This is a genomic window from Streptomyces sp. NPDC001678 (assembly GCF_042892945.1).
Classification (GTDB): Bacteria; Actinomycetota; Actinomycetes; order Streptomycetales; family Streptomycetaceae; genus Streptomyces.
Genome location: NZ_JBIAUP010000009.1, coordinates 1 through 21,018, shown reverse-complemented (window position 1 = coordinate 21,018; position 21,018 = coordinate 1). Strand labels below are relative to the sequence as shown.

Annotated in this window: 12 protein-coding genes; 11 read left to right on the top strand and 1 reads right to left on the bottom strand. The window is 71.6% G+C overall.

Translation table 11 applies throughout. The annotated features are described in order from the left end of the window. Positions 1-155: 155 nt before the first annotated feature. The 10 genes from ACFYZR_RS19830 to ACFYZR_RS19785 all read left to right on the top strand — a co-directional run bounded on the left by ACFYZR_RS19830 (position 156) and on the right by ACFYZR_RS19785 (position 19,816). Positions 156-2,738 carry a DUF6603 domain-containing protein gene (locus tag ACFYZR_RS19830; RefSeq protein WP_391911931.1) on the top strand — a complete coding sequence of 861 codons (2,583 nt, stop codon included), beginning with the start codon at positions 156-158 and terminating at the stop codon, positions 2,736-2,738. A gap of 7 nt (positions 2,739-2,745) precedes the next feature. Further along, on the top strand, positions 2,746-5,007 hold the full coding sequence (locus ACFYZR_RS19825; protein ID WP_391911928.1) for a hypothetical protein: 2,262 nt from the start codon (positions 2,746-2,748) through the stop codon (positions 5,005-5,007). Next, on the top strand, positions 5,004-8,459 hold the full coding sequence (locus ACFYZR_RS19820; protein WP_391911926.1) for a hypothetical protein: 3,456 nt from the start codon (positions 5,004-5,006) through the stop codon (positions 8,457-8,459). The genes ACFYZR_RS19825 and ACFYZR_RS19820 overlap by 4 nt, the downstream gene beginning before the upstream one ends. Positions 8,460-8,488: 29 nt before the next feature. Further along, complete coding sequence (locus ACFYZR_RS19815) at positions 8,489-10,000, top strand: hypothetical protein (RefSeq protein WP_391911924.1); 1,512 nt, start codon at positions 8,489-8,491, stop codon at positions 9,998-10,000. A 50-nt stretch (positions 10,001-10,050) separates the two neighbouring features. Beyond that, entirely contained in the window at positions 10,051-11,007 is a 957-nt protein-coding gene (locus tag ACFYZR_RS19810) for an MBL fold metallo-hydrolase (RefSeq protein WP_391911922.1), read from the top strand. A gap of 55 nt (positions 11,008-11,062) precedes the next feature. Continuing rightward, a complete protein-coding gene (locus ACFYZR_RS19805; RefSeq protein ID WP_391911920.1) occupies positions 11,063-12,013 on the top strand; it encodes a hypothetical protein in 951 nt (316 codons plus the stop codon). A gap of 101 nt (positions 12,014-12,114) precedes the next feature. Then, entirely contained in the window at positions 12,115-13,785 is a 1,671-nt protein-coding gene (locus ACFYZR_RS19800; protein WP_391911918.1) for a hypothetical protein, read from the top strand. 170 nt (positions 13,786-13,955) lie between these two features. After that, the gene (locus tag ACFYZR_RS19795; RefSeq protein WP_391911916.1) at positions 13,956-15,074 is read left to right on the top strand and encodes a M91 family zinc metallopeptidase; all 1,119 of its coding nucleotides are present in this window, start codon (positions 13,956-13,958) and stop codon (positions 15,072-15,074) included. Positions 15,075-15,138: 64 nt separating this feature from the next. After that, complete coding sequence (locus ACFYZR_RS19790; protein ID WP_391911914.1) at positions 15,139-16,899, top strand: hypothetical protein; 1,761 nt, start codon at positions 15,139-15,141, stop codon at positions 16,897-16,899. A 37-nt stretch (positions 16,900-16,936) separates the two neighbouring features. Then, positions 16,937-19,816: a M91 family zinc metallopeptidase gene (locus ACFYZR_RS19785; protein ID WP_391911912.1), complete on the top strand. Its 2,880-nt coding sequence runs from the start codon at positions 16,937-16,939 to the stop codon at positions 19,814-19,816. A 74-nt stretch (positions 19,817-19,890) separates the two neighbouring features. On the opposite strand, the gene ACFYZR_RS19780 is transcribed toward ACFYZR_RS19785, so the two are convergent. After that, positions 19,891-20,436, bottom strand: coding sequence for a TetR family transcriptional regulator (locus ACFYZR_RS19780; RefSeq protein ID WP_391911909.1), 546 nt, complete (start codon positions 20,434-20,436; stop codon positions 19,891-19,893). A 71-nt stretch (positions 20,437-20,507) separates the two neighbouring features. On the opposite strand from ACFYZR_RS19780, the gene ACFYZR_RS19775 reads away from it, so the two are divergent. Next, positions 20,508-20,930, top strand: a complete 423-nt coding sequence (locus ACFYZR_RS19775; protein ID WP_391911907.1) for a hypothetical protein — start codon at positions 20,508-20,510, stop codon at positions 20,928-20,930. The last annotated feature ends 88 nt before the right edge of the window (positions 20,931-21,018 follow it).

Below are 21,018 nucleotides of genomic sequence, written 5' to 3'. Positions count from 1 at the left end.
ATGTGTGCGCATAGATTTGAGGCGCCGCATCATCACCCGCTTTGCGAGTGGCCGGCCGCCGATAATTCGGTCAACTATTGAACAATAGCGATTCGGTTGATCGTTGAACACATTCGAATCCCTCCGATTTTCCGTCCCGGCCCGGAAGGTGCCCCTTGTTCGCCCTGCTCGTCGATGCCCGAATCGCCGCCGGACTCTCCGACCTTCCCCTCGTCGGCGACCGTATCTCCCCTGACCACGACCTCGGCATCACCGGCGTGAAAGCCGTCATCGCCTCCGACGCCCTCACCGCCGATCAGGTGAAAGCACTCAACGAACAGATCTCCCGCCTGGACGGCACCCACCCGAGGTTTCCCGAAGAGACCCGCGGGCGCGCCCTGGTGGCCCTGGACTACGAGTGGGGAGGCGAGACACGCACCCCCCTGATGTTCCGCCTCGCCGGTGCCGAGTCCCCCAGGAAGCAGCAGGACGCCCTCGCGCCGCGCGCCCTGGCAACAGCGGGTCCGGCGGCTGTATCCGACGTCCCGTCGGACGCAGCCGACGACTCGGCGACACCGGCCGCCGCATGGGTCACCCTCGACCGCTCCTTCGGCCCACTGCTCCTGCGGCGCCTGGGCGCCAGCTACCAGGACGAGAAGATCTGGGTCCTCTGCGACGCCTCGGTGCACGCCGGCCCCCTGGAGCTCGGCGTGGACGGGCTGGGCCTGGGTATTCCCCTGGACGGCAAGGACTTCACGCCCTCCGGCCGGCTCGACGGGCTGAGTCTGTCCTTCCGCAAGCCTCCGCTGGAGATATCCGGCGCGTTCGTGAACAAGCCGGTCGCCGCCGATTCGCCCTACGAGCGGCTGATCGAGGGCAGCGCCCTGATCAAGACCCCGAGCGCCGGCTTCACGGCGATCGGCGCGTACGGGAGCCTGAAGGACGGAATGCGGTCGCTCTTCCTGTACGCCGAGTTGGGGGCGAAGTTCGGCGGCCCGCCGGCCTTCCGGGTCACCGGCGTCAAGGCCGGCTTCGGCTACAACAGCAGCCTGCGCGTGCCCGCCATCGACCAGGTCGCCGGCTTCCCCCTGCTGCGCGGGATCGACGGAGCGGGCCAGGACACGCCGCCCGAACCGCTGGACGTGCTCAAGGAGCTGACCGATGGGACCGACGGCGCTCCCGCCTGGGTCACCCCGCACGAGGGCAGCACCTGGCTGGCCCTCGGCCTGAACGCCGACGTCTTCGAGATCGTCCACTGCAAGGCCCTGGCGTTCGCCGAATTCGGCCCGGACGACCTGGTGGTGGGGCTGCTGGGCTCGGCGAAGGCCCAGTTCCCCGACCCGGAGAAGAAGATGGGAGAGCCGTACGCCGGCGTCGAACTGGACATCTCCGCGGTCTACCGGCGCTCCGCCGACATGCTCGCCGTCGACGCCCGTCTCGCCCCGGACAGCTTCCTGCTCGACCGGTCCGTGCACCTGACCGGCGGGGCGGCGCTGCGCCTGTGGTTCGGCAACAGCGACCATCCCGGTGACTTCGTCTTCACCATCGGCGGCTACCACCCGCACTACACCCCGCACGCCCACTACCCGCAGGCGGACCCGGTCGGCGTCAACTGGACCTCCGGCTCCGAGCTGACGGTGAAGGGCACCAGCTACTTCGCGCTGACCCCCTCGGCCGCGATGGCCGGGGGCCGGCTGGACCTGCGGTACGACGGCTCGTGGGCCAAGGCCCGGGTCGACGTCGGCTTCGACGCCCTGGTCGAGTGGGCGCCGTTCCACTACGAGATGGACGTGTGGGCGGAGATCACCGCTCAGGTGTGGCTGCTGTTCGGCTGGAGCGGCGAGGCGTCGCTGGGTGCCCGGCTGTCGGTGTGGGGACCGCCGTTCGGCGGCACCGCGCACGTCAAGGTGCTCGGCATCTCCATCCCGATCGACTTCGGCGAGCCCAGGACCGGTCCCGCGCCCATCGGCTGGGAACAGTTCCGCACGCTGCTGCCGCGGCACCCGCTGACGCTCGCCCCCGTCGACGGCCTCCACCCCGACCACGCCGAGCAGGCGCCGTCGGACGGTCCGGAGAACGGTCCGGAGACCTGGACCGCCGCCGCCGACGGCTTCGCCTTCACCGTCGGCACCGCGTTCCCCGCCTCCGCGCTGACGGTCAACGGGGTGAACGAGACGGCCAACGGCGTGGACGGGACGGGCGACGGCCCCGCCAAGGTCGGCATCCGTCCGATGGCCAAGACCGGCCTCGACGTCACGCTCTCGGTCACGGTCGAGGAAGAGACCGCCGACGGCGGCTGGCGACAGCTGCCCGCCGACCGCTGGCAGGACTGGACGGTCACCACGCAGCGCACCCCGCAGCCGGCCGCGCTGTGGGGCGCCGGGAAGGCCGACGACGCGCTCACCGCGGACCCCTTCGTCCGCGGCCTGGTCAGCGGCGCGCGCATCGCCGTACCGGCCCCGCGCCTGCCCGAGGCCGCCGCGTCCAGCCGCAGCGGCCGCCTCGACCACGCCCCGCTGTCCGAAGGGACCCTGCCGCTCGACCCGGACGCGACCCCCGCCGGGATCCGCGCGGAACGCGAGGAGACCGACGGCACCGGCGCGCTGCGGGTCGACACGCCCGAGCAGACCGCGGCGCGGCGGGCCGCGCTCGCCGCCCTGTCCGCCGCCGGCTATCCGCTCGACGCCGGCGCGGCGCTCGACCGCTACGCCCGCGAAGCGGTCTTCTCCTCCCCGCCCCTGCGTCTCGCCCACTCGTGAGGACCTCATGACCACGCACCCGACCGAGCAGTCCGCACCGGCGGACGACACCCCCGTCACCTTCCACGACCACCTGCTGCCCGGCATCGAGGCCGGCCGCTACCGGATCACCGTCGAACAGCGGCTCCCCGCCGAGCACCTGCCGGGTGCCCACCTCGACCCGGTGGCACAGATCGTCGACGTACGGGCCGCGCAGTTCCGCATCGACCCCTCCTGGGTGCACGCCGTGTACCCGGCCGCGCACAGCCAGGGCCCCTTCCACGGCCTGCTCCCGCACATCACCCTCGGCCCCGCGGCCCTGCCGTGGGAGCGCGAGCCCTTCACCGGCGGCGTCCAGAACCCCGCCCGGGCCCCCTGGACGGCGCTGCTGCTCTTCGGCGAGGGCGAACTGCCCGGCGACCCCAACGCCCTGGGCGCCACCACCTCGGTGACCGTCCGCGCGCTCCTCGACGGCGACATCGCGGTCTCCGGGCCCGCCCTGGACAAGGACGCCGTCGACCCCGCCCTGCTCGACACCACCTGCCGGGTCGTCGACGTACCGCGGGCACTGCTGGCACAGCTCCTCCCCGAGCCGTCCGGCCTCGCCCTCCTCGCCCACGTCCGCTCGGGCGGCGAGGACGCCGCGCCCGCCGACGGCCGGGGCGGCCGGCCGGACCGGGAAGCGCACGCGGTCATCACCGCCGCCCGCTTCCCCGACGCGGACCGGAGCCGGTACGTGGCCCACCTGGTCTCGCTGGAGGGCCACACGCCGCCGGGGTCGCAGGCCGACGGCAAGCCCGTGCGCCTGGTGTCCCTGCACAGCTGGACGTTCACCTCCTGCGCCGTGTCCGGCGACGGCTTCGGCCGACTGGCCGGACGCTTCGCCCCGGGGCACGGCGAACACAGCGCCGCCCCGCTGCGCCCGGCCGCCGCCACGGACGCGGGGCTGCCGGACGAGCTGGGCGCCCTGCTGGAGCAGGGCATGGTCCCGATGACCCACATCACCGACTCCGGCGAGCGCGCCCTCGCGTGGTACAGCGGCCCGTTCCTCCCCCGCGTCGCACCCGAGCTGCCCCGGCCGGCGGACGGCCACTTCCCCGACGCCGACGGGCTGCTGCTCCACGAACCGCACACCGGCACCTTCGCCACCGGCTACGCCTGCGCCTGGAACGTGGGCCGCGCCCTGGCCCTGGCCGACCCCGGCTTCGCCACGACCCTGGTCCGCCTGCGCCACCAGGGCCGGCTGCGCCGGGCGACCGACCGCCAGTACGCGACGTACCGCCGGCAGCTCTTCCACGGCGCGTCCGCCGCACCGGCCGGACCGGCCCCGCGCACAGCCGCCCGCGCGGCCGCCCCCGTGCCCGCCCCGACGCCGCGCGAGCAGTTCGAGGAACTGCTGCGCGGCGGCGCCCTCGACGCGCTGGCCGCGTCCTTCGCCGCCCCCGGCGAGGCCACCGCCGCCGACGATGCCGGGGCCCCCGACGATGCCCGGCCGCAGCCCCGCACCGTACGCGCCGCTCCCACCGCGTACCGCCTCGACGCACCGCGGCGCTCCTCCACCCCGCCGTCACCGTCATCGTCGCCGGACGCGCGGGAGGCGGCGGCATGGCTGGCCACGCTGCGCGCGCTCGGCGGAGTGCCGTTCGACTGCCTCGTCCCGGACCAGCGGATGCTCCCGCCCGAGAGCCTGCGTCTGTTCCACGTCGACCGCGGCTGGCTCCACGCCCTGCTCGACGGCGCGCGCAGCCTGGACCGGCACCCCGGCGCCGACGCCACGACCGACGCCGAACTGGACGCCCTGCTCGACGGCCAGGGGCCCGTGCCCGCCGCCGGTCTGCTGCTGCGTTCGGCCCTCGTCCCGGGCTGGCCGACGCTGCGCGTCGAGGCCCGGGCCGCGTCCGGGACCGTCCCGGTCGAGGTGATCCGCCGCGAGGCCCTGGGCGGCGACGTCCTGCTGATGCTCTTCGACCGGATGCCCGACCGGCTGACGATCAGCGAACCCCACCAGGGGCTGCACTTCGGCGTCGACGAGCGGGGGAACGTGGCCCTGCGCAGCCTGGCCCCCGACGAGGTCGGCCGGCCGCTGGGGCGCTCGGTACCCGTCGGCACGGACCCGGCCCTGACCGTCATCACTCCCGCCGGGGCGCGAGTGCTGGACGTCGGCAGGCTCGCGGCCCGCCTCGCCGAGGACGTCAAGCCCGGATCCCCGCTCTCCCCCGCCGAGTTCGCCGTGCAGCTGGTGCGCGCCCCCGAGCAGCTGACCCTCACCTTCGAAGGAACCACCCGATGAACACCGACCTCCTGGTCCCCGTAAGGCTCCGGGCCCTGGTCGTCAACGACCAGGTGCGCAGGAAGGACTCCTTCCTCCGGTGGATACCCAACTACCACCTGCTCGGGGTCCACCGCTCCCCGGAGCCGTCGCCCTACGCGAGCACGGACACGGAGTTCTCCCGGGAGGCGGGCCACGACGGCGTCCACCTGCACTGGGAGCTCCCGGCGGCACTGCGCCGGGCGGCCACGCCCGGTGGCGAGGTCACGCTCCCGCCCGCGCCGAACCGCTGGCTGGTCGTCCGGCACGCCTACACGGCCGCGGGCGAGTACGCCACCGCCGCGTGGGTCGTCGAGAGCGACTTCCTCGACAAGCGCACGGGCACCGTGCCCTACCTGCGCCCCGGCCGGGGCCATGTCACCCCGACCCGGATCGGTCGCCACACCGAGGCCGCGCGGTGGGCGGAATCCGCGGCGGACCGGCCCACCTTCCTGACCGCGACCGGCCCGGGGACCCTGTCCTTCGCCGCGTTCCAGCCGCACTGCCAGGACGTCTTCTCCTTCCACGACCCCCTGGCGCGACTGCCCCATGAGTTCGACCGCCTGGGCTACCAGGTCATCGGCTGGCACGCGACGGGTTCCGACGACCCGCTCGCCGACCCGAAGGTACGCGAGGCGCTGGAGGGCTCCCTGGGCTGGCAGGCGGACCGCACCCCGCCGCCGGGTGCCCGTACCGTCTACACCGGCCGCGTCCACAGCGTGCTGCCCCATTACGACCCCTCCGGCGAGCAGCGGCCCGACCCGACCGTGGCCGTCGCCGACAGCGCCCGTTCCGCGTTCACCGCCCTGACCGAGAACAAGGCCGCCGCCACCCCGGCCCTCGCCCTGGCGCCCGCCCTGTTCGATCAGCTCCAGTCCAACACCCTCACCCGGGTGAACGACCCGGACAACGCGCACCGCCTCGCCGACAGCCTGCTCGGCGCCGGCTTCGGCGAGGGCACGGTCTCGTACGCCTGGCACGCGGTGCCGCCCGGCACCTCGGACGAGCCCGCCTCCCCCGAGGACGAGCGCCGGGCCCGGTCCGTCGAGGCCGCCCTGAACGCCGCGCAGCACGCCCACGACCGGGCGGACCGCGAGCTGGCCGGGCTGCGCCGGAGGCTGTACGGCATATGGCGCCTCCAGGGCCTGCCCGTACTGCCGCGCGGCTACCACCACCAGCAGCTGACGCAGGAGCTCGACCCGGCGCGCGAGGGCAGCCTCGCCGCGCGCGTCCGCGCCGGCCGGGAGGAGGCCGACCGCCTCCGCGCCGTCCTCCCCGACGGGGACACGCCCGCGCGACTGGCCGAATCGGTTCGTCAGTACGCCCAGGCACACGGCCTGCCCACCGGCTGGGACCTCAAGCGCGTGGCCCCCGCCCCCTTCCAGCGGGCCCTGGACCCCGCCGTCGTCCTGCAGGGCGCCGGCTCCCTGCCCGTCTCGGACGACGCGACGCTGCGCTGCCGGTTCGGCGACCAGACCGTGACGGCCGTACAACTCACCAGCAGTTCCGTCGAGTTCACCGCCGACCGGGCCGAACTCGCGTGCAACACACTCGACCTCGGCACCGGCGAGCACACGGCCATGCCGGACTCCACCCGCGCCCTGCTGCGCGAGGCGTTCCTGCTCGACCCGAACAGCCGGGCGGACGCGGGCGCGGTGGCGATTCCGCGCTCCGGCACCACCCCGGCCTTCGGCAATGACCCGTGGGAACAGCCGTGGCACCCCCTCCACCTGCTCTGGGAGGTCGAGTACCACCCCCTCCCCCACGACCAGTGGGAGTTCGACGGCAATCGCTACTCCTGCCTGCGGCCCCGCCCCGAGGCCGCGCGCACCTACACCGGCCGGACGCTGCTCAGCGACCACCTGCCGCGAAGCCTTGCCGACCAGCTCCGGCAGTACGCGCCCGACGACCCCGACCTCGCCCCGCACTGCGAGGCGCTGGCCGACCGAGTGGTCCGCGGGGACGTGCTGTCCAGCTCGCTGGCGGGGCTGCGCGACATGCTCATCGGCCAGGACCCCGGCCAGGGCGTCCCGCCGCTGGGCGCGCCGCCGGAGCTGGCGGAGCTGATCGGTGACGCCTACCGCACCAGCCCCGACCCGGGCCCGCTGCCCGTGCCCTTCGAAGGCTGGCCGGACTCCGGCTTCCAGCAGCTGCGCGCGGGCCAGTTCCGCTTCCTGCGGCTGACCCTGGTGGACTCCTTCGGGCGCGCCCTGGACGTCATCACCCCGGCGGGCACCGGCGGGGCGAGCGGCCTCCGGCACCCGGTGGTCGCCGACGCGCTGCGCCCGCAGCACGTCCCCGAGGCCCTGGGGACGACCCCCGAGCACGTCGTCCAGCTGCCGCCGCGCCTGCCGCAGGCCGCACGCCTGGGGCTGGACCTCATGGACGCCGCCCGCGACACGGACCCGGCCACCCACCTCGACGACGGCAACCCGCTCGCCGGCTGGATCGTCCCCAACCTGGTCGACGGTTCGCTCGCGGTGTACGCACCCGACGGCACCGCCCTCGGCCTGCTGCGCTGGACGTACCGGATCGGCCGGCCGGACAGGGAGGCGGTGTGGACACCGCTGCCCGGTGCCGCTCCCGCCGGCCTCGACGCCCTGCGCACCGCTTTCCCCCACCTGCACACGCTCGTCACCTGGCTCCAGGGCACCGGCACGGACGGCAGCCCGCTGCCCGCCGCCATGGACCTCCTGGAGACCTCGCTGGTGGACATCGTGCCCACCGCGGGTGCCGCCTCGGCCGCCCTCGCCGGGCGCCCGCTGGCCCTCGTGCGCTGCCGCCTCCACCTGGACCTGGACGGACCGCCGCCCACCGACCCGGGCTGGCGGCACATCTTCGACCACGAACCGCCGGAGCCGGAGTTCACCGGTTACTCCTGGCCGGTACGCCTGGGCGAGCGCCGGCGCATCGGCGACGGGCTGGTGGGCTACTTCGCCGACACCGACCCCGGCACGCTGCGCACCGTGGTCGCACCGGGCGACGCGCATCCGCGCATCGCCGCCATCGGCGACGGAACCCACCTGCGCGTCACGGCCGGAGCGGCCCGGCACCTGACCCTGCTCGTCGACCCGCACGCGCCCGTGCACGCCACCACGAACCTGCTGCCCACCACGGCGCTGGAGATCCCCCACCGCTTCACCGACGGACCGCTGAACCGCATGCGCACGGTCCTGCGCACCGGGCCGCTGCTCACTCCGGCGGCCGCCCTTCAGGAAGGCGCCGTCGCCCTGCCGGTGCGCACCGTCGACGACCGGATGTGGACCTGGGCGGAGCGTACCGCCGACGGCACCTGGGCCGCCTTCCCCACCACGGCCGCGAGCACCACCCCGCGCTGGGACGACCGGGCCCCGGTACTCCGTTCCGGCCTGCTCACCTCCCTCGGCCCGCTCCCGCAGGCCGACGACGCCGACACCGCCGCCGCATCCGAGTAACTCCCGCAAGCACCCAAGGAAACGCCACCATGAGCACCCACCTCGGCGGCACCAGCCGCCTGACCTACAGCCTGGCCACCGTCCCGGCCCCCCTGGCCACCGACCGGCCGGCCCACATCGACGTCGTCGTGTCCAACTCGGGCACCGAGGCCGTCCTGTGCAAGCAGATCCTCCTCGTGCTCCCCACCGGCGACCTCGCCCAGGACCTCGTGCCCGCGGGCCACCGCGTCGTCCCCACCGCCGAACCGGCCGACCAGTGGACCGTCGACGAGATCGAGAGCGGGGTCCTCCTCACCCTGCCCCAGGACGACATCGCGGCCTTCACCGCCGGCGGCACGCCGCTCACCGTCCGCCCCGTCACCGGCGAGTCCGTCTCCCTCACCACCCATGGACTCCTTCTGCGCCTCAAGGACTTCAAGGCCAACGGGGTCGCGGGCACGGCCCTGCTGCGCATCCGGGAGACCGTGAGCGTCGACAACGGCCAGACCTGGGAGACCCACCAGGTCACCCTCCCGCTCGCCAAGTACCCCCCGGCCGAGGCCCTCACAGCCGATGTGGTCGGCGATCTCGTCGTCCGCGAGGCCGACGACAACGGCAACCCCGGCTCCAACCCCGTCACTCAGCTCAAGCCGGGCCGGAAGGCCGTCCTCACCTGGACGGCGCCGTCCGACGCCGTCTGCGACGTCCACTACGGCGACGGCCAGTACTCCGGGCCGCTCAGCGGCCGGGACAAGTGGCAGTTCCCCCTCCCCGGCCTCACCCGCGACACCCACTTCCAGGTCCGGGTGACGCTGAAGCGCTCCGGTGAGACGATCACCCACCACCTCTCGACGGCCGTCGCCGTCGAGGAGCCCGTCTTCCCGCATCTGACGGTCGCCAGGATCACCGCGAACGGCGAGAAGAACTACTGCGGAAACCCGTTCCTCACCATCGACGGAGCCGTGAAGGTGGAGAAGGAGAGCCACCTCTTCGGAGCCCTGCACGGCGAAGCGGGCACGCTCACCGTGAACAATGCCGTGGTCGCGAAGAAGAGCCTCACCGTCGAAGCGGAAGTCACCGTGACGGGCACGCTCACCGCACAGAAGGTCCAGGCACAGGACGACGTCCAGGCCAAGAAGCTCGCCGTGACCGAAAAGGCGCTCGTCGGCTCGACGAACTTCAGTGGCATGGCCGACGGTGACCTCTGGATCAGCGGCAAGTTCTCGGCGGACCGCGCCGACCTCAAGGCCCTCCTCGGTACTCCGGAGAAGCTGACCGGCGCCTTCAACGGCACAGTACGCACGGCCCCGTCCCATGGCCTGCTGCTCCTGTGGATCAAGACCGTCGGGCACCACGCCACCAGGACCGTCTACGTCGACATCAACACCGGCGGCGAGAACTACGAGACCGTGGCCGCCGCGTCGATCGACTACGGAAACGCCCCCGACGTCTGGGGTGCCTCGGCCACCGTCCCCCTGCGCAAGGGGCAGCGGTACAAGATCTGGCAGCAGGGCGAAGGCGGCACCACCGACGCGTACTTCTTCCCCGTCCTCTCCGGATGACACCGGTCACCGGCTGACCACGCCACCGAGTGCCCCCGAAGGAGAACAACTTGAGCCCCCACTCCGGGCCACCGACCGATGGAAACCCCGCCCGTAAGCCGGCCGATATCGTGCTCACGGACACCAAGGACACGACCTGCGCTGTCATCACCTTCCCGGAAGCGGGCGATCAGCGTGCCGGCGCACCGCCGACCGTGATGATCGACTGTGGAAGTTCCCTCGGGACGCAGGAGACCGCCGAGAAGATGCGCGCCACCGTGCGGCGAGCCCTCGCCGGGCGCAAGCGCATCGATCACGTGTTCCTCACGCATCCTGACTCCTCCCATTGCAACGCCTTGCTCCCGGTGACCCAGGGGCTGGAGATCGGGCAGGTCTCCTGCGGCGGAGACCTGCGGCAATACGCCGGTCTCCAGGGAGGAACGGAGCTCCACCGGTGGCTGGTCGGCAATAACGCGCGCACCTTTCCCCCGTCCTTCCGGGGATTGGGCGCGCCGGTCGTCTCCTTCGCCGGAATGCGGCTCTATGTGCTCGCGGCGAACTCCACCGGCCATACGGGATCGTCCGACGCGGACGCGAACGGGTGCGTCCTCCTGCTGGTCCACGGTTCGTTGCGCGTCGCCTTCCTCGGCGACGTGCCGGGCTCCGTCGCGGCCGGCCTTCAGGCGGAGGCGTTCCCGGCCGGTGCCGAGGACGAGCACATGGGCCACCCCCTCTCATCCCAAGGACAGATGCTCGTGCTCGGGCACCCCTCGGCCGACGGCGTCTACGGGTGGCCCTGGGGCCCGGAGGGGAACCACCGGTACACCCTCGTGCGGGAGCACACTCCGTCCGCCTCGGAGGGCGGCCCGGCCACCGGACACTCCAGCGCCGCGGTGCTGTTGTCGGGCCCGTCGGCGGAAACGGCATCCGCCGCCGAGGCGGAGGAGAAGGACCGGTTCACCTTCACCTCCGTCGACTCACGGACCGCCGGTCCTCAGCCGTCGCCGCCGCCGGTTCTCTCCGGCTGACTCCCGGCAAGGCCGGGCGCGCGTTTTTCACTCTCTTCCCGAATCAGGATCACAGATGCCGAACGGCAGTCAGAAGAAGCTGCTCCCCATTTTTCCGTACGTGCTGAAGAGGGTGCCGGACTGGGTGTACCGGATCGACGGCCGGAGCCCGGACGAGATATTCAAGGACGGGTTCACGGGCTGGGACACGTACTACGACATCCCGGGCCACCTCGCGGACTGGAAGACCTACAGCAAGAAGAGCGGATTCGTCAGCGTGGCGCGCGACGCCGACACCGCCATGAAGATGTTCGTCCGCTGGGAACTCGGCCCTCTGCTGAAAGAGATGAGGGAAACGGACCTCAATGCCGGACTGGCCGTCCAGGAGCTCGCGAAGAAGGGGTACGGCAGCGAGGCGGAGCTCTCCAAGCTGCGGAAGATAGCGCGGGAGCTGGCCGACGACCGGGACGGCACCTACTTGAAGAAGTGGCTGTACGTGATCAAGCCGACCAAGTACTTGGTCAGCATGGAAGGCAATGTGCTCGACCCCGGACGGATTCGCCACGCCGGACTCCGGGCCCGGAAACTGGTGAAGGAAGCCACCGAGTGGGACGCGCCGTGGCACATCCCCCCGCAACGGGTCCTGGAGGCGTACCAGGTGGACATCACCCTGCGCTTCACCTACTCCGAACGGCGCGACGGGCTCCTCGCGGTCAAGCAGCACGCGTGGTCCTCGGCAAGGGACTTCATCAAGCACACACCGGATCGACGCAAGGGCTTTCCGGGATTCGACAGGGGCTTCCGGTACAACCCGTTCGAGGACGAAGCGGCGCGCTGGACAGGGCTCGTCGGCTATTGGACGAAACTCGACGAAGCGCCCTGGACCCCTGGCTCCCGGAAGTTCACCGCTCCCCGGGGGTGGAACGGTGAGAAGGAGTTCTGGCCGGATCAGGGCCAGGCGAGCCCCAGCCATCCGTTCGGCACTCCGGCAGAGGTGACTCCGGTCGTCCCCCAGTGGGCGCGTTGACGGCCGCACACGGCTCAGGAACGTATGCAGAAGTGAAAGGCGAAGTGGTGTCCCTGTCGATGGCGCAGGTCCGGACGATCCTCGGAGACGCGAAAGGAGAATTGACGCTCACCCCTCAGCAGTTGGCACATGAGAGCGCGCTGGAACTCTTCGACGACTATCTCTTCACGGACGCCCTGACCGTCCACGACCCTGAGGTGGACCTCGAAGCGCTGACCGTCACCGGCCGGCTGACACTGGCTCGCCACGGCGCCGACCTGCCCTGCACCCTGCGGTTCCTCGGCGATGCCCGGGGAGCGGACGTGAGTGCCGTCGAACTGGACGTGCGGCTGCCGGACTGGCGATGCCGGCTGGGCGACCTCGACCTCGACCTGGGGTTCCTGGGCACCATGTGGGAGGCGGGACGGCTGCACGCCGTCCTCACCCTCGGCCTGTCCGAGGACAGCGGGGCCGTCGTGCCCCGCTGCGTGGTCCGCCTGCCGGGAATCGGCGCGGGCCACCAGCAGTGGGAGTTCGACGTCACCTCTTCCGGGGCGTCGACGGTCACCGCGTCGTCGGCGCTGGGCGAGGGACTGTCCTTGTCCGCCCTCGCCGACCTCGCTCGGTTGCCGTTCGGTTCGGGTGCCGATTTCGCCCTTCCGGAGGAAATACCCGTCGCCACCCCCCGGATACGGCAGATCCAGGTGATCGCCGACACCGGCCGGAAGCGGCTGCGCAGCGTCTGGCTGCGGGTGGGCCTGGCCGATCACGTGGCGGTGATCCCGGGGACGGCGGAGCTCACCGCCGTCGAGGCGGAGTTCACCCTGACCTTCCCCGAGAGCGGCCCGGTGCGGACCCGGGCCGTTCTGCGTGCCGGTATCGGCGTGCACGGCTACACCCTCGGCGGAACCGTCACGGTTCCGGAGCTGGAGGTGACGGCCGAGGCTGCCGGCCCCTTCCCGGACGCCGGCGCAGCGGCCGAGCTCGCCTCCGGGAGCGGCCTGGAGAGCCTTCCGGTCGCCCATGCCACGGTCAGGGCCGATCTGCGGGAGGGAAGTTACGCCCTCGCGCTCGGCTATTCGGCACCCGCGGCACCCGGTGCGGACTTCGCCCTGGAGAACGCCGCCCTCGAAATATCCGGTCACGGGAGCGGGGCGCCGGATGTACGGATCCTCGGCGAGCTGGCCATCGGATCCGCCCGGGTCCGCACCGTCGCCGCCCGTACGACGGACGGCCGCTGGGAACTGGCCGGCTCGCTGCGCCATGTGGACTTCGCCCAGGTCGCCGACTGGCTGTCGGAACGCATGGGAGTGACCGTGCCGGAATTCCTGCGCGGCGTCGTCCTCGACGACCTGTCCGTGGCCCGGAGTGCCGATGGTGCCTTCGAGTTCTCCGCCGACAGCCTGTTCCCTCTCGGCAGCCGCAAGGCAGAGCTCGCCATCAGCGCCGCCAGTGGCACCGGTTCGAGCGCCGGGCACCTGGAAGCCACGCTGTCCATCGATCCGTCGGCGGCCGAACCCATGGTTCTGGAGCTCCAGGCGCAGGCAGGAGGCCGCGTGCGGGCCTCCTGGCAGGGCGACGCCGCGGTATCCGTGGCAGACCTCGTCGAATGGCTCGGAGGGACAGTGGACGATTCCGTACGGAACCTCCTGCCCGAGGTCACCAAGCTCGACCTGATGACGGGGGACGGCGGTGTCGTCGTCGCCGCGGACGCCGGAACCGTGCGTGCCGTATTCGCCACGATGCCGTCCGCAGCGACGCCCGCCCCGCTCGCGGACACCCGCCTCGGCTGACCAACCATTCCTCGTATTCGGATTTCTCGTATTCGGAGCACCCAGTGACTCACCCCTCCACCCCCGGGACACCCCCCGCGCAGCTGCGGATCACGATGGGCAAGTGGGGTTCCTGCCCGGCCGTGGAACTCCGCCCGGGAATCGCCGTCACTTCCGTGAAACGCACAACCATGGAGTCGAACCCGAAAGACCCCCTCGACCAGGCGTTCCTGGACCACGTGAACGATCTGCTGACCCGGCTGGAGGCCGTTCCCTCCGGTAAGCGCCTGGTGGACTTCTTCGGGCAGAACACTCCACTGCCCGGCCGTGGCGGATTCGGCGAGTCCGCGTTCACAGCCCAGTACGAGCCAGGGAATTCCCCGGCGAGCATCTCGGTGGTGATTCTGTCCCGAGGGGGCGGGACCACTGCGGAGACCCGCACCCGTACCGACGAGACACACATCGCCCGCAGCGGCCGCGGCTACTACTCGTACATCGAGTTCAACCCGCGTTTCACCGTTGTGCAGGACCGGGTCGTCCTGGCGCCCGAGGTCGTCCTCGGCCATGAGCTGATCCACGCGGCCCACATCCTCGCAGGGTCGATGGAGACGAACGAGGAGGCGCTGCCCTACGTGGCGGGACTCCTCAACGGCGTTCTGGCGTTCGACACCAGCCCACTCGAAGAGATCGTGACCCACGGCAATCCCATCGCCCTGGAGTGGTTGTTCGGCACCACGACCGACACCGAATCGGGTCGGAAGGTCCTGCGCAACACCCCCGGGCAGCTGCGGAGCATCGAAGCGGTCGACCGCCATCTGCCCGACCCCCTCGGCGCCGCCGAAGCCGCGCGATCGGAGCACATACGCACACAGCGGATGGAGTTGTTCGACATCAGCGAGCGGCGGCTGGTCGAGGAGCTCGGATTCGCCGCGCGCCCCACCTACGGTCCGCTGGCGAAGGAAGACCAGGCTGCGGGCATCTGGAAACAGGGCTGGAAGCGACCCGAAGGGGACAAGATATTCAAAACCCCCATCCCCGGCCTGCCCAAGAAAACGGTCAAGAATTTCCTCACCAGGGAGTACTTCGATCGCTTCTATGCCGAGCCGGACGGTTTTCTCCCGGATCGCGAAAAGGCCGAGCCCCACGTTCAGCAGGAACTCGTCCCCGAGCATGCCAAACAGGCCAGGCGCATCATCGCGGCCCACGACGCCCCTGCCGCCCTGCTGGACTTCGCACGCCCGCACCCACCCGTGGCCGACCCCGGCAACGGCCCCGCCGTCATCGTGATCAGCGAAGAAATCTACGCCTGACCTCACCGTTTCGTCGGGCGGACGGCCGTAAGTGACCACAGAACATCGAGGACGGGATTCGGCAATGCCATTGTCCATTGAGGAAATAGCCGAGAGGGCACGGAACGGGAGTCTGCGGCTCCAGGCCGAGGAGTTCACCGACCCGGCGGTCCGCAGCGTGTTCTCCACGTATCTCGGCTCCCCCGAGCTGAACTTCTCGGACGCGGAATTCACCGCGGAGAGCATGACGGTGCGGGGGCACTGCGTCGTGCCCGCTCTCGGGCCGGAGCCCTGCCCGGCCGTGGCGGAGTTCCTGGCCGACGCGTCGGGCCGGACGGTCGTGGGATTCGTGCTGGTCGTGGACGCCCCGAAGTGGCGGCTGCCCGAGCCCTTCCCCGCGTACGACCTGAGCCCGCTTCAGGCCCTGGGGGCGCAGGCGCCCGTCGTCGTGCTCGACGCCACCCCTACTACGGACGACGCCACCCCTCGTACGGACAGGGACGCGGAGCGGGAGCGGACGCCTGCCGTCACGGGGGCCCGGTGGGAGCTGCCGGGCCTCGACGAGCCGGTGCTGTTCCTCGCCTCCGTGCACGAGGGCACTTTCACGGTGTCCGCCCGCTTCCCCGACGGGCTCACCCTGCCTTCCTTGCGGCACATGGCGGACCTGCCGGGCTGCACGGGCGCGGACGCCGTCACCGAACACTTCCCCACGGAGTGGCAGGGGCTCCTCGCCTCCGCCCTGCCCGCGCTCCGCGAGGTCACCGTCTCGTACACCCCCGGGGACGGGCGGATCGCCGGAGCGCTCGAGGTCGACCTCGCCCACGAATGGCCGCTGCCGGCGGGCATGACGCTCAGCCAGGTCCGGGCGCGGATCACCCTGGACTCCGCCGACCGGCAGGACGGCTGGGGCGGGCTGTCGGTCGAGCTGAGCGGGCACCTGTCCGTGGGCGGACTGGAAAGCGCCGTCACGGTCGAGCTGCCCGCCTTGACGGCGCACGGCGAACTCGCCGACGGCGGCGGCCTCTTCGAGCGGGCCGCACCCGACATCGCCCAGAACGGCATGGGACGGCTCTCCTTCCTGTGCGACCTCCGGGAAGGCGTCTTCGTCGTCGCGGGCGAGCTCCTGAGTCCCCTGGAGATCGCGGGCGTACGGATCGAGGACCAGTCGGTGCTGGTGTCCGGCGGCGGGGACCGCGCGCTCGAGGTCACTCTGGCGGGCACGCTCGTCGTGGGCGGCACCCGGATCGGAGTGCGGGCCGCCAGGACCGCCCGGGGCTGGGGACTGACCGTGGAGGCGGACCGCATCGCCTTGCGGGACATCAGTGCCTGGACCGAGCAGACCCTGGGCAGCGGCCTGCCCGCCTCCCTGGCGGAGCTGACGTTGCGGGAGCTGTGCTTCGAGATCGTCCCCACGCCGTCCGGACGGCTGTTCGCCGCGGCCGGATCCGCCGAGTTCCCGCTGCCCGCAGGGCTGCGGGCCCGCGCCCACCTCACCACGCGGATCAGCACGGGGGACGGCCCGTCCGAGGTCGAGGCCACCGGCTCCCTCCTCCTCGGCGGCCCGGAGTCGTCGCTGATGGAGCTGGACCTCGTGGCGGACAAGGATCCGGACGCGACGAGCTGGTCCGCGACCTGGGCCGCCCAGGAAGGCATCACGCTCGCGGAGGCGCTCGCTCCCCTGCTGCCCGCGACCGGCGCGCCGACGGCGGGACTGCCGAACCTGCTGCCCGCCGTCGAGAAGGTCTCGCTGCGGTACACCGCGCCGACGGCGGCCGGCGCCGCCGCCTCCCTGGTCCTGACCACCGACGCCCGGCAGGCACGGGCCGTCCTGGTCGTCACGGACTGAATCCCCTCGCGGACTCCCCGAAAGGAAACACCCCCTCATGAGTCGCCTCAAAGGGCTCGACCTCGCCCGCCTGATACCACCGCTGCCGGTCCGGGCGGCCAGGGAGTCCCGCATCGACATCGCCTGGCTCGGCGGCGAGCCGCTGCCCCTGACCGTGGTACGGCCCGGCATCGCCGTGTGCACGGACCCGGACGTCCTCGACCTGGACGACTCCCCTGCCGAGCCCGGCCTCGAACTGGACGCCAAGGACTATATGAAGGAGGTCGACTTCCTGCTCCGGCGGATCGAGTCCTCCGAAGCGGGCAAGCGCCTCGTCGAGTTCCTGGGCCACGCCCGGCCGCTGCCCGACCCGGACGGCACCTACGGTGGGCCGGAGGACCGGCACGAGGACATCAGCACCCGGGTCCTGTACCGCCACCACGGCTCCCGGAAGAGCGGTCCGGTGCCGGAGCGACGGGACCTCGCGGGGATCAACGTCATCATCGCGCAGGCCACGGACGGCAACCCCGCCCAGTGGTCACTGAACCACAGGCTCGGGGGACCGCTCTACAACGGCCTGGGCGCGTACTCCGTCGTGTCCTTCCACCCACGGGTGCTGATGCTCTCCGACGACGTGGCCACGGCCCCCGAGATGATCCTCGCGCACGAGCTGATCCACGCTGCCCACGCCCTGGCCGGGACCATGGACGACGCGGGTCACGACAACGACGAACGCGCCAAGGTGCGGCAGGCCGCGTTGGCCGAGACCGAGCGGCTGTTCCGCGAGCGGTACGGCATCGGCTACGAGGTCAGCAAGAGGAACCCGGGCCCGGTGGAGGCACGCGACACCGGGAAGTCCGAGACGCTCCAGGAGCGTGAGGCGTTCTACCGGGCGACAGGCAGCGAGCTGTCCCTGCGGTACCTCTACCCGCTCCCGGTCGCGGAGACGGATCAAGGACTTGTCGTACTGCGCGGTGTCAACTGGGAGGAGATCCGCACCCACGGCAGCGACGTGGCCCTGGAGTGGATCGACGGCGTGGTGGAGCGGCGCAAGGGCCGGCGGATCTCGTCCTCCCGGGCCGAAGTACGGGCCGAGCGGGTGGCCTTCGACCACCACGCGCGTGCGGTCGTACGCGCGGGCCGCCGGGACGCCGACAGCCGCGCCGCCCTGCGCGATGCCGCGGCCACCTGGCAGCAGCGCAAGCGCGTGCGCGGGGTCACCGAGGTCGCCATCGCCCGCGACCTGGGCCTCCGGCACCGCATCGCCTACGTCGCGCTGACGAGGGTGGAGCGCGTTCTCCATCTGGCAGTGCCCCGCAAGCGCGTCCCTCACCGTCTTTTCGCCGGCGCGAGCAGCTTCGTCTACAAGGGCGACACCTCTTTCCTCAAAGCCCTGGAGACGTTCCTGAGCACCGTCGACCAGGCCGCGGCGGCCGGCGTGCGGGACCACCGGGGCAAGATCGGCGCCCCGCTCCTGGACCGGGGCTACCTGGTCGAGCAGCGCGCGTGCCATCGCAGCCCGGGCAAGCCCGCCGAGACCTCCCGGCCCCGGCGGCTGAGCCCCGACAGCCTTCCCGAGGAACAGCGCAAGCAGGCAGGGGTGATCGTCAACCGGAACCGGGCCGGGACCTCGGCCACCGGTAAAGCGTCCTCGGGGCCGATCACCGATATCAACCCGGGGCAGGCGGTCGGCCGCCCCGAACCCCGCAAGGGGGAGGTGGGCTTCGTCGCCATGGTCCCGGCCAAGGTCGACGACCACAAGAAGCTCCTCGAACTGGCACGCCGCTACCGCGACGAGGCCACCAGGACCCGGCAGGGGTGTGCGCTCGTCATCGGGCTCAACGAGGGCTATCCCTACGCCGAGAGCGCCGCCGACCGCGAGAAGCGCGTCAGCCGGCAGAAGCGGATCATCAAGGAATTCGCCGACGCATGGCAGCGCGAGAAACCCGGTTTCCCGGTCGCGGTCCTTTCCTTCCTCTGGCGCGCGCCGAGCAACAGCAAAAACCTCGGCGATCAGAAGACCATCCCCTACGGCGCCATCCGGCAGGCCATCGCCGGAAGCGACCGGGCGCGGGAGTTCGCGGAGGCGCTGTACGCCGACGGTGACGGATCCAAGCCGATCTACTTCCACACCGGCGACGCCGATGTGAAGTCGCTCAGGGCTCCCGATGAAAAAGAACTGTTCGACAAGGTGGCGGACCGGCTGCGGGAGATGGACTGGCCCGACCTCTTCAGCGGGGGCTACCGCCTCCTCGCGAACGACGATCCGCGGGTGAACATCGCCGCCGCCATGGACCGGGACGTCCGCGTCGCGATGGCCGGCATCGACCCCAGGACCGTCTACCTCCCGGAGCCCAACACCTTCATCAAGCTCCTGGACGGCCTCACCGGCCTGGAGGACGGCGTCTCCTTCGGTACGGGCGACCAGGAAGGAGAGGCCCTGGCGAAGTCCCTCGGGAAGGCCCGCGGCGAGGACAAGAGGGTGTTCGACCCCGACTGCTCCGTCGTCACCGACGGCGACAGGCTCGTCAAGGCCATCCTGAAACTGGACACGCCCAAGACGGACCCCGTCAGCAAGCGCCTCGCCGCACTCCGCCAGACCTACACCCAGAGCCATGCCCGCCGTGAGGAGTGGGACAAGCGCGTCCTCAATCCCGGCCCCGGCTCCTACCACGTGCCGCGTGACAAGGCAAAAGACCTGCTGGATCTCCTCTTCCGCATTCCGGACGACACCAGACTGGCGGAACTCGCGGGAGACGCCAAGGCGTTCGACGAATACTTCGCCGAGGGCAGGAAGAAGGAGCTCGTGAAAGAACTCAACGAGAAGGGGCTCATAAAACTTCTCGGCGCCTATCCCCCGCTCGCCAAAATCATCAACGGCACCCACGAGGCCCTGCTGCGCAACTACGTCGACGCGTACCGCCGGCTCCCGCACTGAGCACGAAGCGACCGGGGCCTGAATCCGGTGGAGGAATCAGGCCCCGGCAAGGGCGTGGCCGAGGGGTCGGGAACTCACTCGGCCAGCTGGTCGAGCTGGCGGGCCAGCAGCTCCACGGTTTCCGTCGCCGCGGCCCGGTCCCCGTCGATACCCAGCTGCAACAGCACGCCGTCCAGGGCGGCGGACGCGAGACGGGCGGCGCCCGGGGCGACGGCGGGAGGCATACCGGCGCCGACGAGCCACTGCTCCGCGGTGCGGAGGTAGGACGACGTGGCCGGCACCAACCGTTCGCGCCACAGCTCGTCCGCGTCGGCCAGTGCGGCCGCTTCCAGATACAGCCGCATGGCCACGCGGGCGTTCGGTTCCGCGAGGGCCTGCCACAGTGCGCGCACCAGATCGGACGGCTTGGCGACCCGCTGCCCCTGCCACATGACGGCCAAGTCCGCGAACGCCCGGTCCAGCAGTGCCATCACCAGCCCCTCGCGACTGCCGAAGTGGTACACGAGCATCCGGTCGCTGGTGCCCAGCGCGGCGGCGAGGGGCCGCAGGGTGAGCGTTGCGAGGCCGTGCTCCCCCACGTAACGCACTGCCGCGTTCAGCAACTCCTCGCGACGGGACATGTGCTTCTCCTCAGGTGCCGTGTAGCGTATGTAGCGATCGCTACATACTAGGTGAACGGCGGTGCGGCTCGATGGGGAAACGACGGCTGGTGCACGTGTGGCCCGAGACCGTGGGGGCTTTCGTGATCTGGGTGGCCGCCTCGGCCGGTGTCACGGCCCTGGCCCCCACCCTCGCGGACGCTCCGACCACGCCGGCCGCGGCGGCGGTCGCGACCGTCTTCACGGGCATCGGCGTCCTGGCCGGCCGGCTGCTCCCGGCCGGACGCGGGATCCGTCTCGGCATCGCCGTCGTGGTCGTCGGACAACTCCTCGACGTCGCCCTCGTCCTGGCCGCCGACGGACTCTACCCACGGACCGACGAGGGCGGCAGCGGGCGCGTCCTGCTGCTCCTGCTCGCCGGATACGCCGGGTTCCTGCTGGGCGCACTCGCGGGCGACCGCTCCTTCAAGGCGGACACGGCGGCATCGCCACCCGGAGGAACCGCCTCCTACTGAGGTTTTCGTTAGTTCTGTGGTTGTTGGGGGTGGATGGTCAGTCCGGTGTGGGTGAGGAAGGACCAGGGGAGTTGTTCGTCGGAGCAGA

Bases quoted from the DNA above. Each gene is read 5' to 3' on its own strand.
- ACFYZR_RS19795 (WP_391911916.1), top strand. From the start codon at position 13,956: ATGGAGTCGAACCCGAAAGACCCCCTCGACCAGGCGTTCCTGGACCAC.
- ACFYZR_RS19805 (WP_391911920.1), top strand. From the start codon at position 11,063: ATGCCGAACGGCAGTCAGAAGAAGCTGCTCCCCATTTTTCCGTACGTG.
- ACFYZR_RS19785 (WP_391911912.1), top strand. From the start codon at position 16,937: ATGAGTCGCCTCAAAGGGCTCGACCTCGCCCGCCTGATACCACCGCTG.
- ACFYZR_RS19780 (WP_391911909.1), bottom strand. From the start codon at position 20,436: ATGTCCCGTCGCGAGGAGTTGCTGAACGCGGCAGTGCGTTACGTGGGG.
- ACFYZR_RS19825 (WP_391911928.1), top strand. From the start codon at position 2,746: ATGACCACGCACCCGACCGAGCAGTCCGCACCGGCGGACGACACCCCC.
- ACFYZR_RS19820 (WP_391911926.1), top strand. From the start codon at position 5,004: ATGAACACCGACCTCCTGGTCCCCGTAAGGCTCCGGGCCCTGGTCGTC.
- ACFYZR_RS19775 (WP_391911907.1), top strand. From the start codon at position 20,508: ATGGGGAAACGACGGCTGGTGCACGTGTGGCCCGAGACCGTGGGGGCT.
- ACFYZR_RS19815 (WP_391911924.1), top strand. From the start codon at position 8,489: ATGAGCACCCACCTCGGCGGCACCAGCCGCCTGACCTACAGCCTGGCC.
- ACFYZR_RS19790 (WP_391911914.1), top strand. From the start codon at position 15,139: ATGCCATTGTCCATTGAGGAAATAGCCGAGAGGGCACGGAACGGGAGT.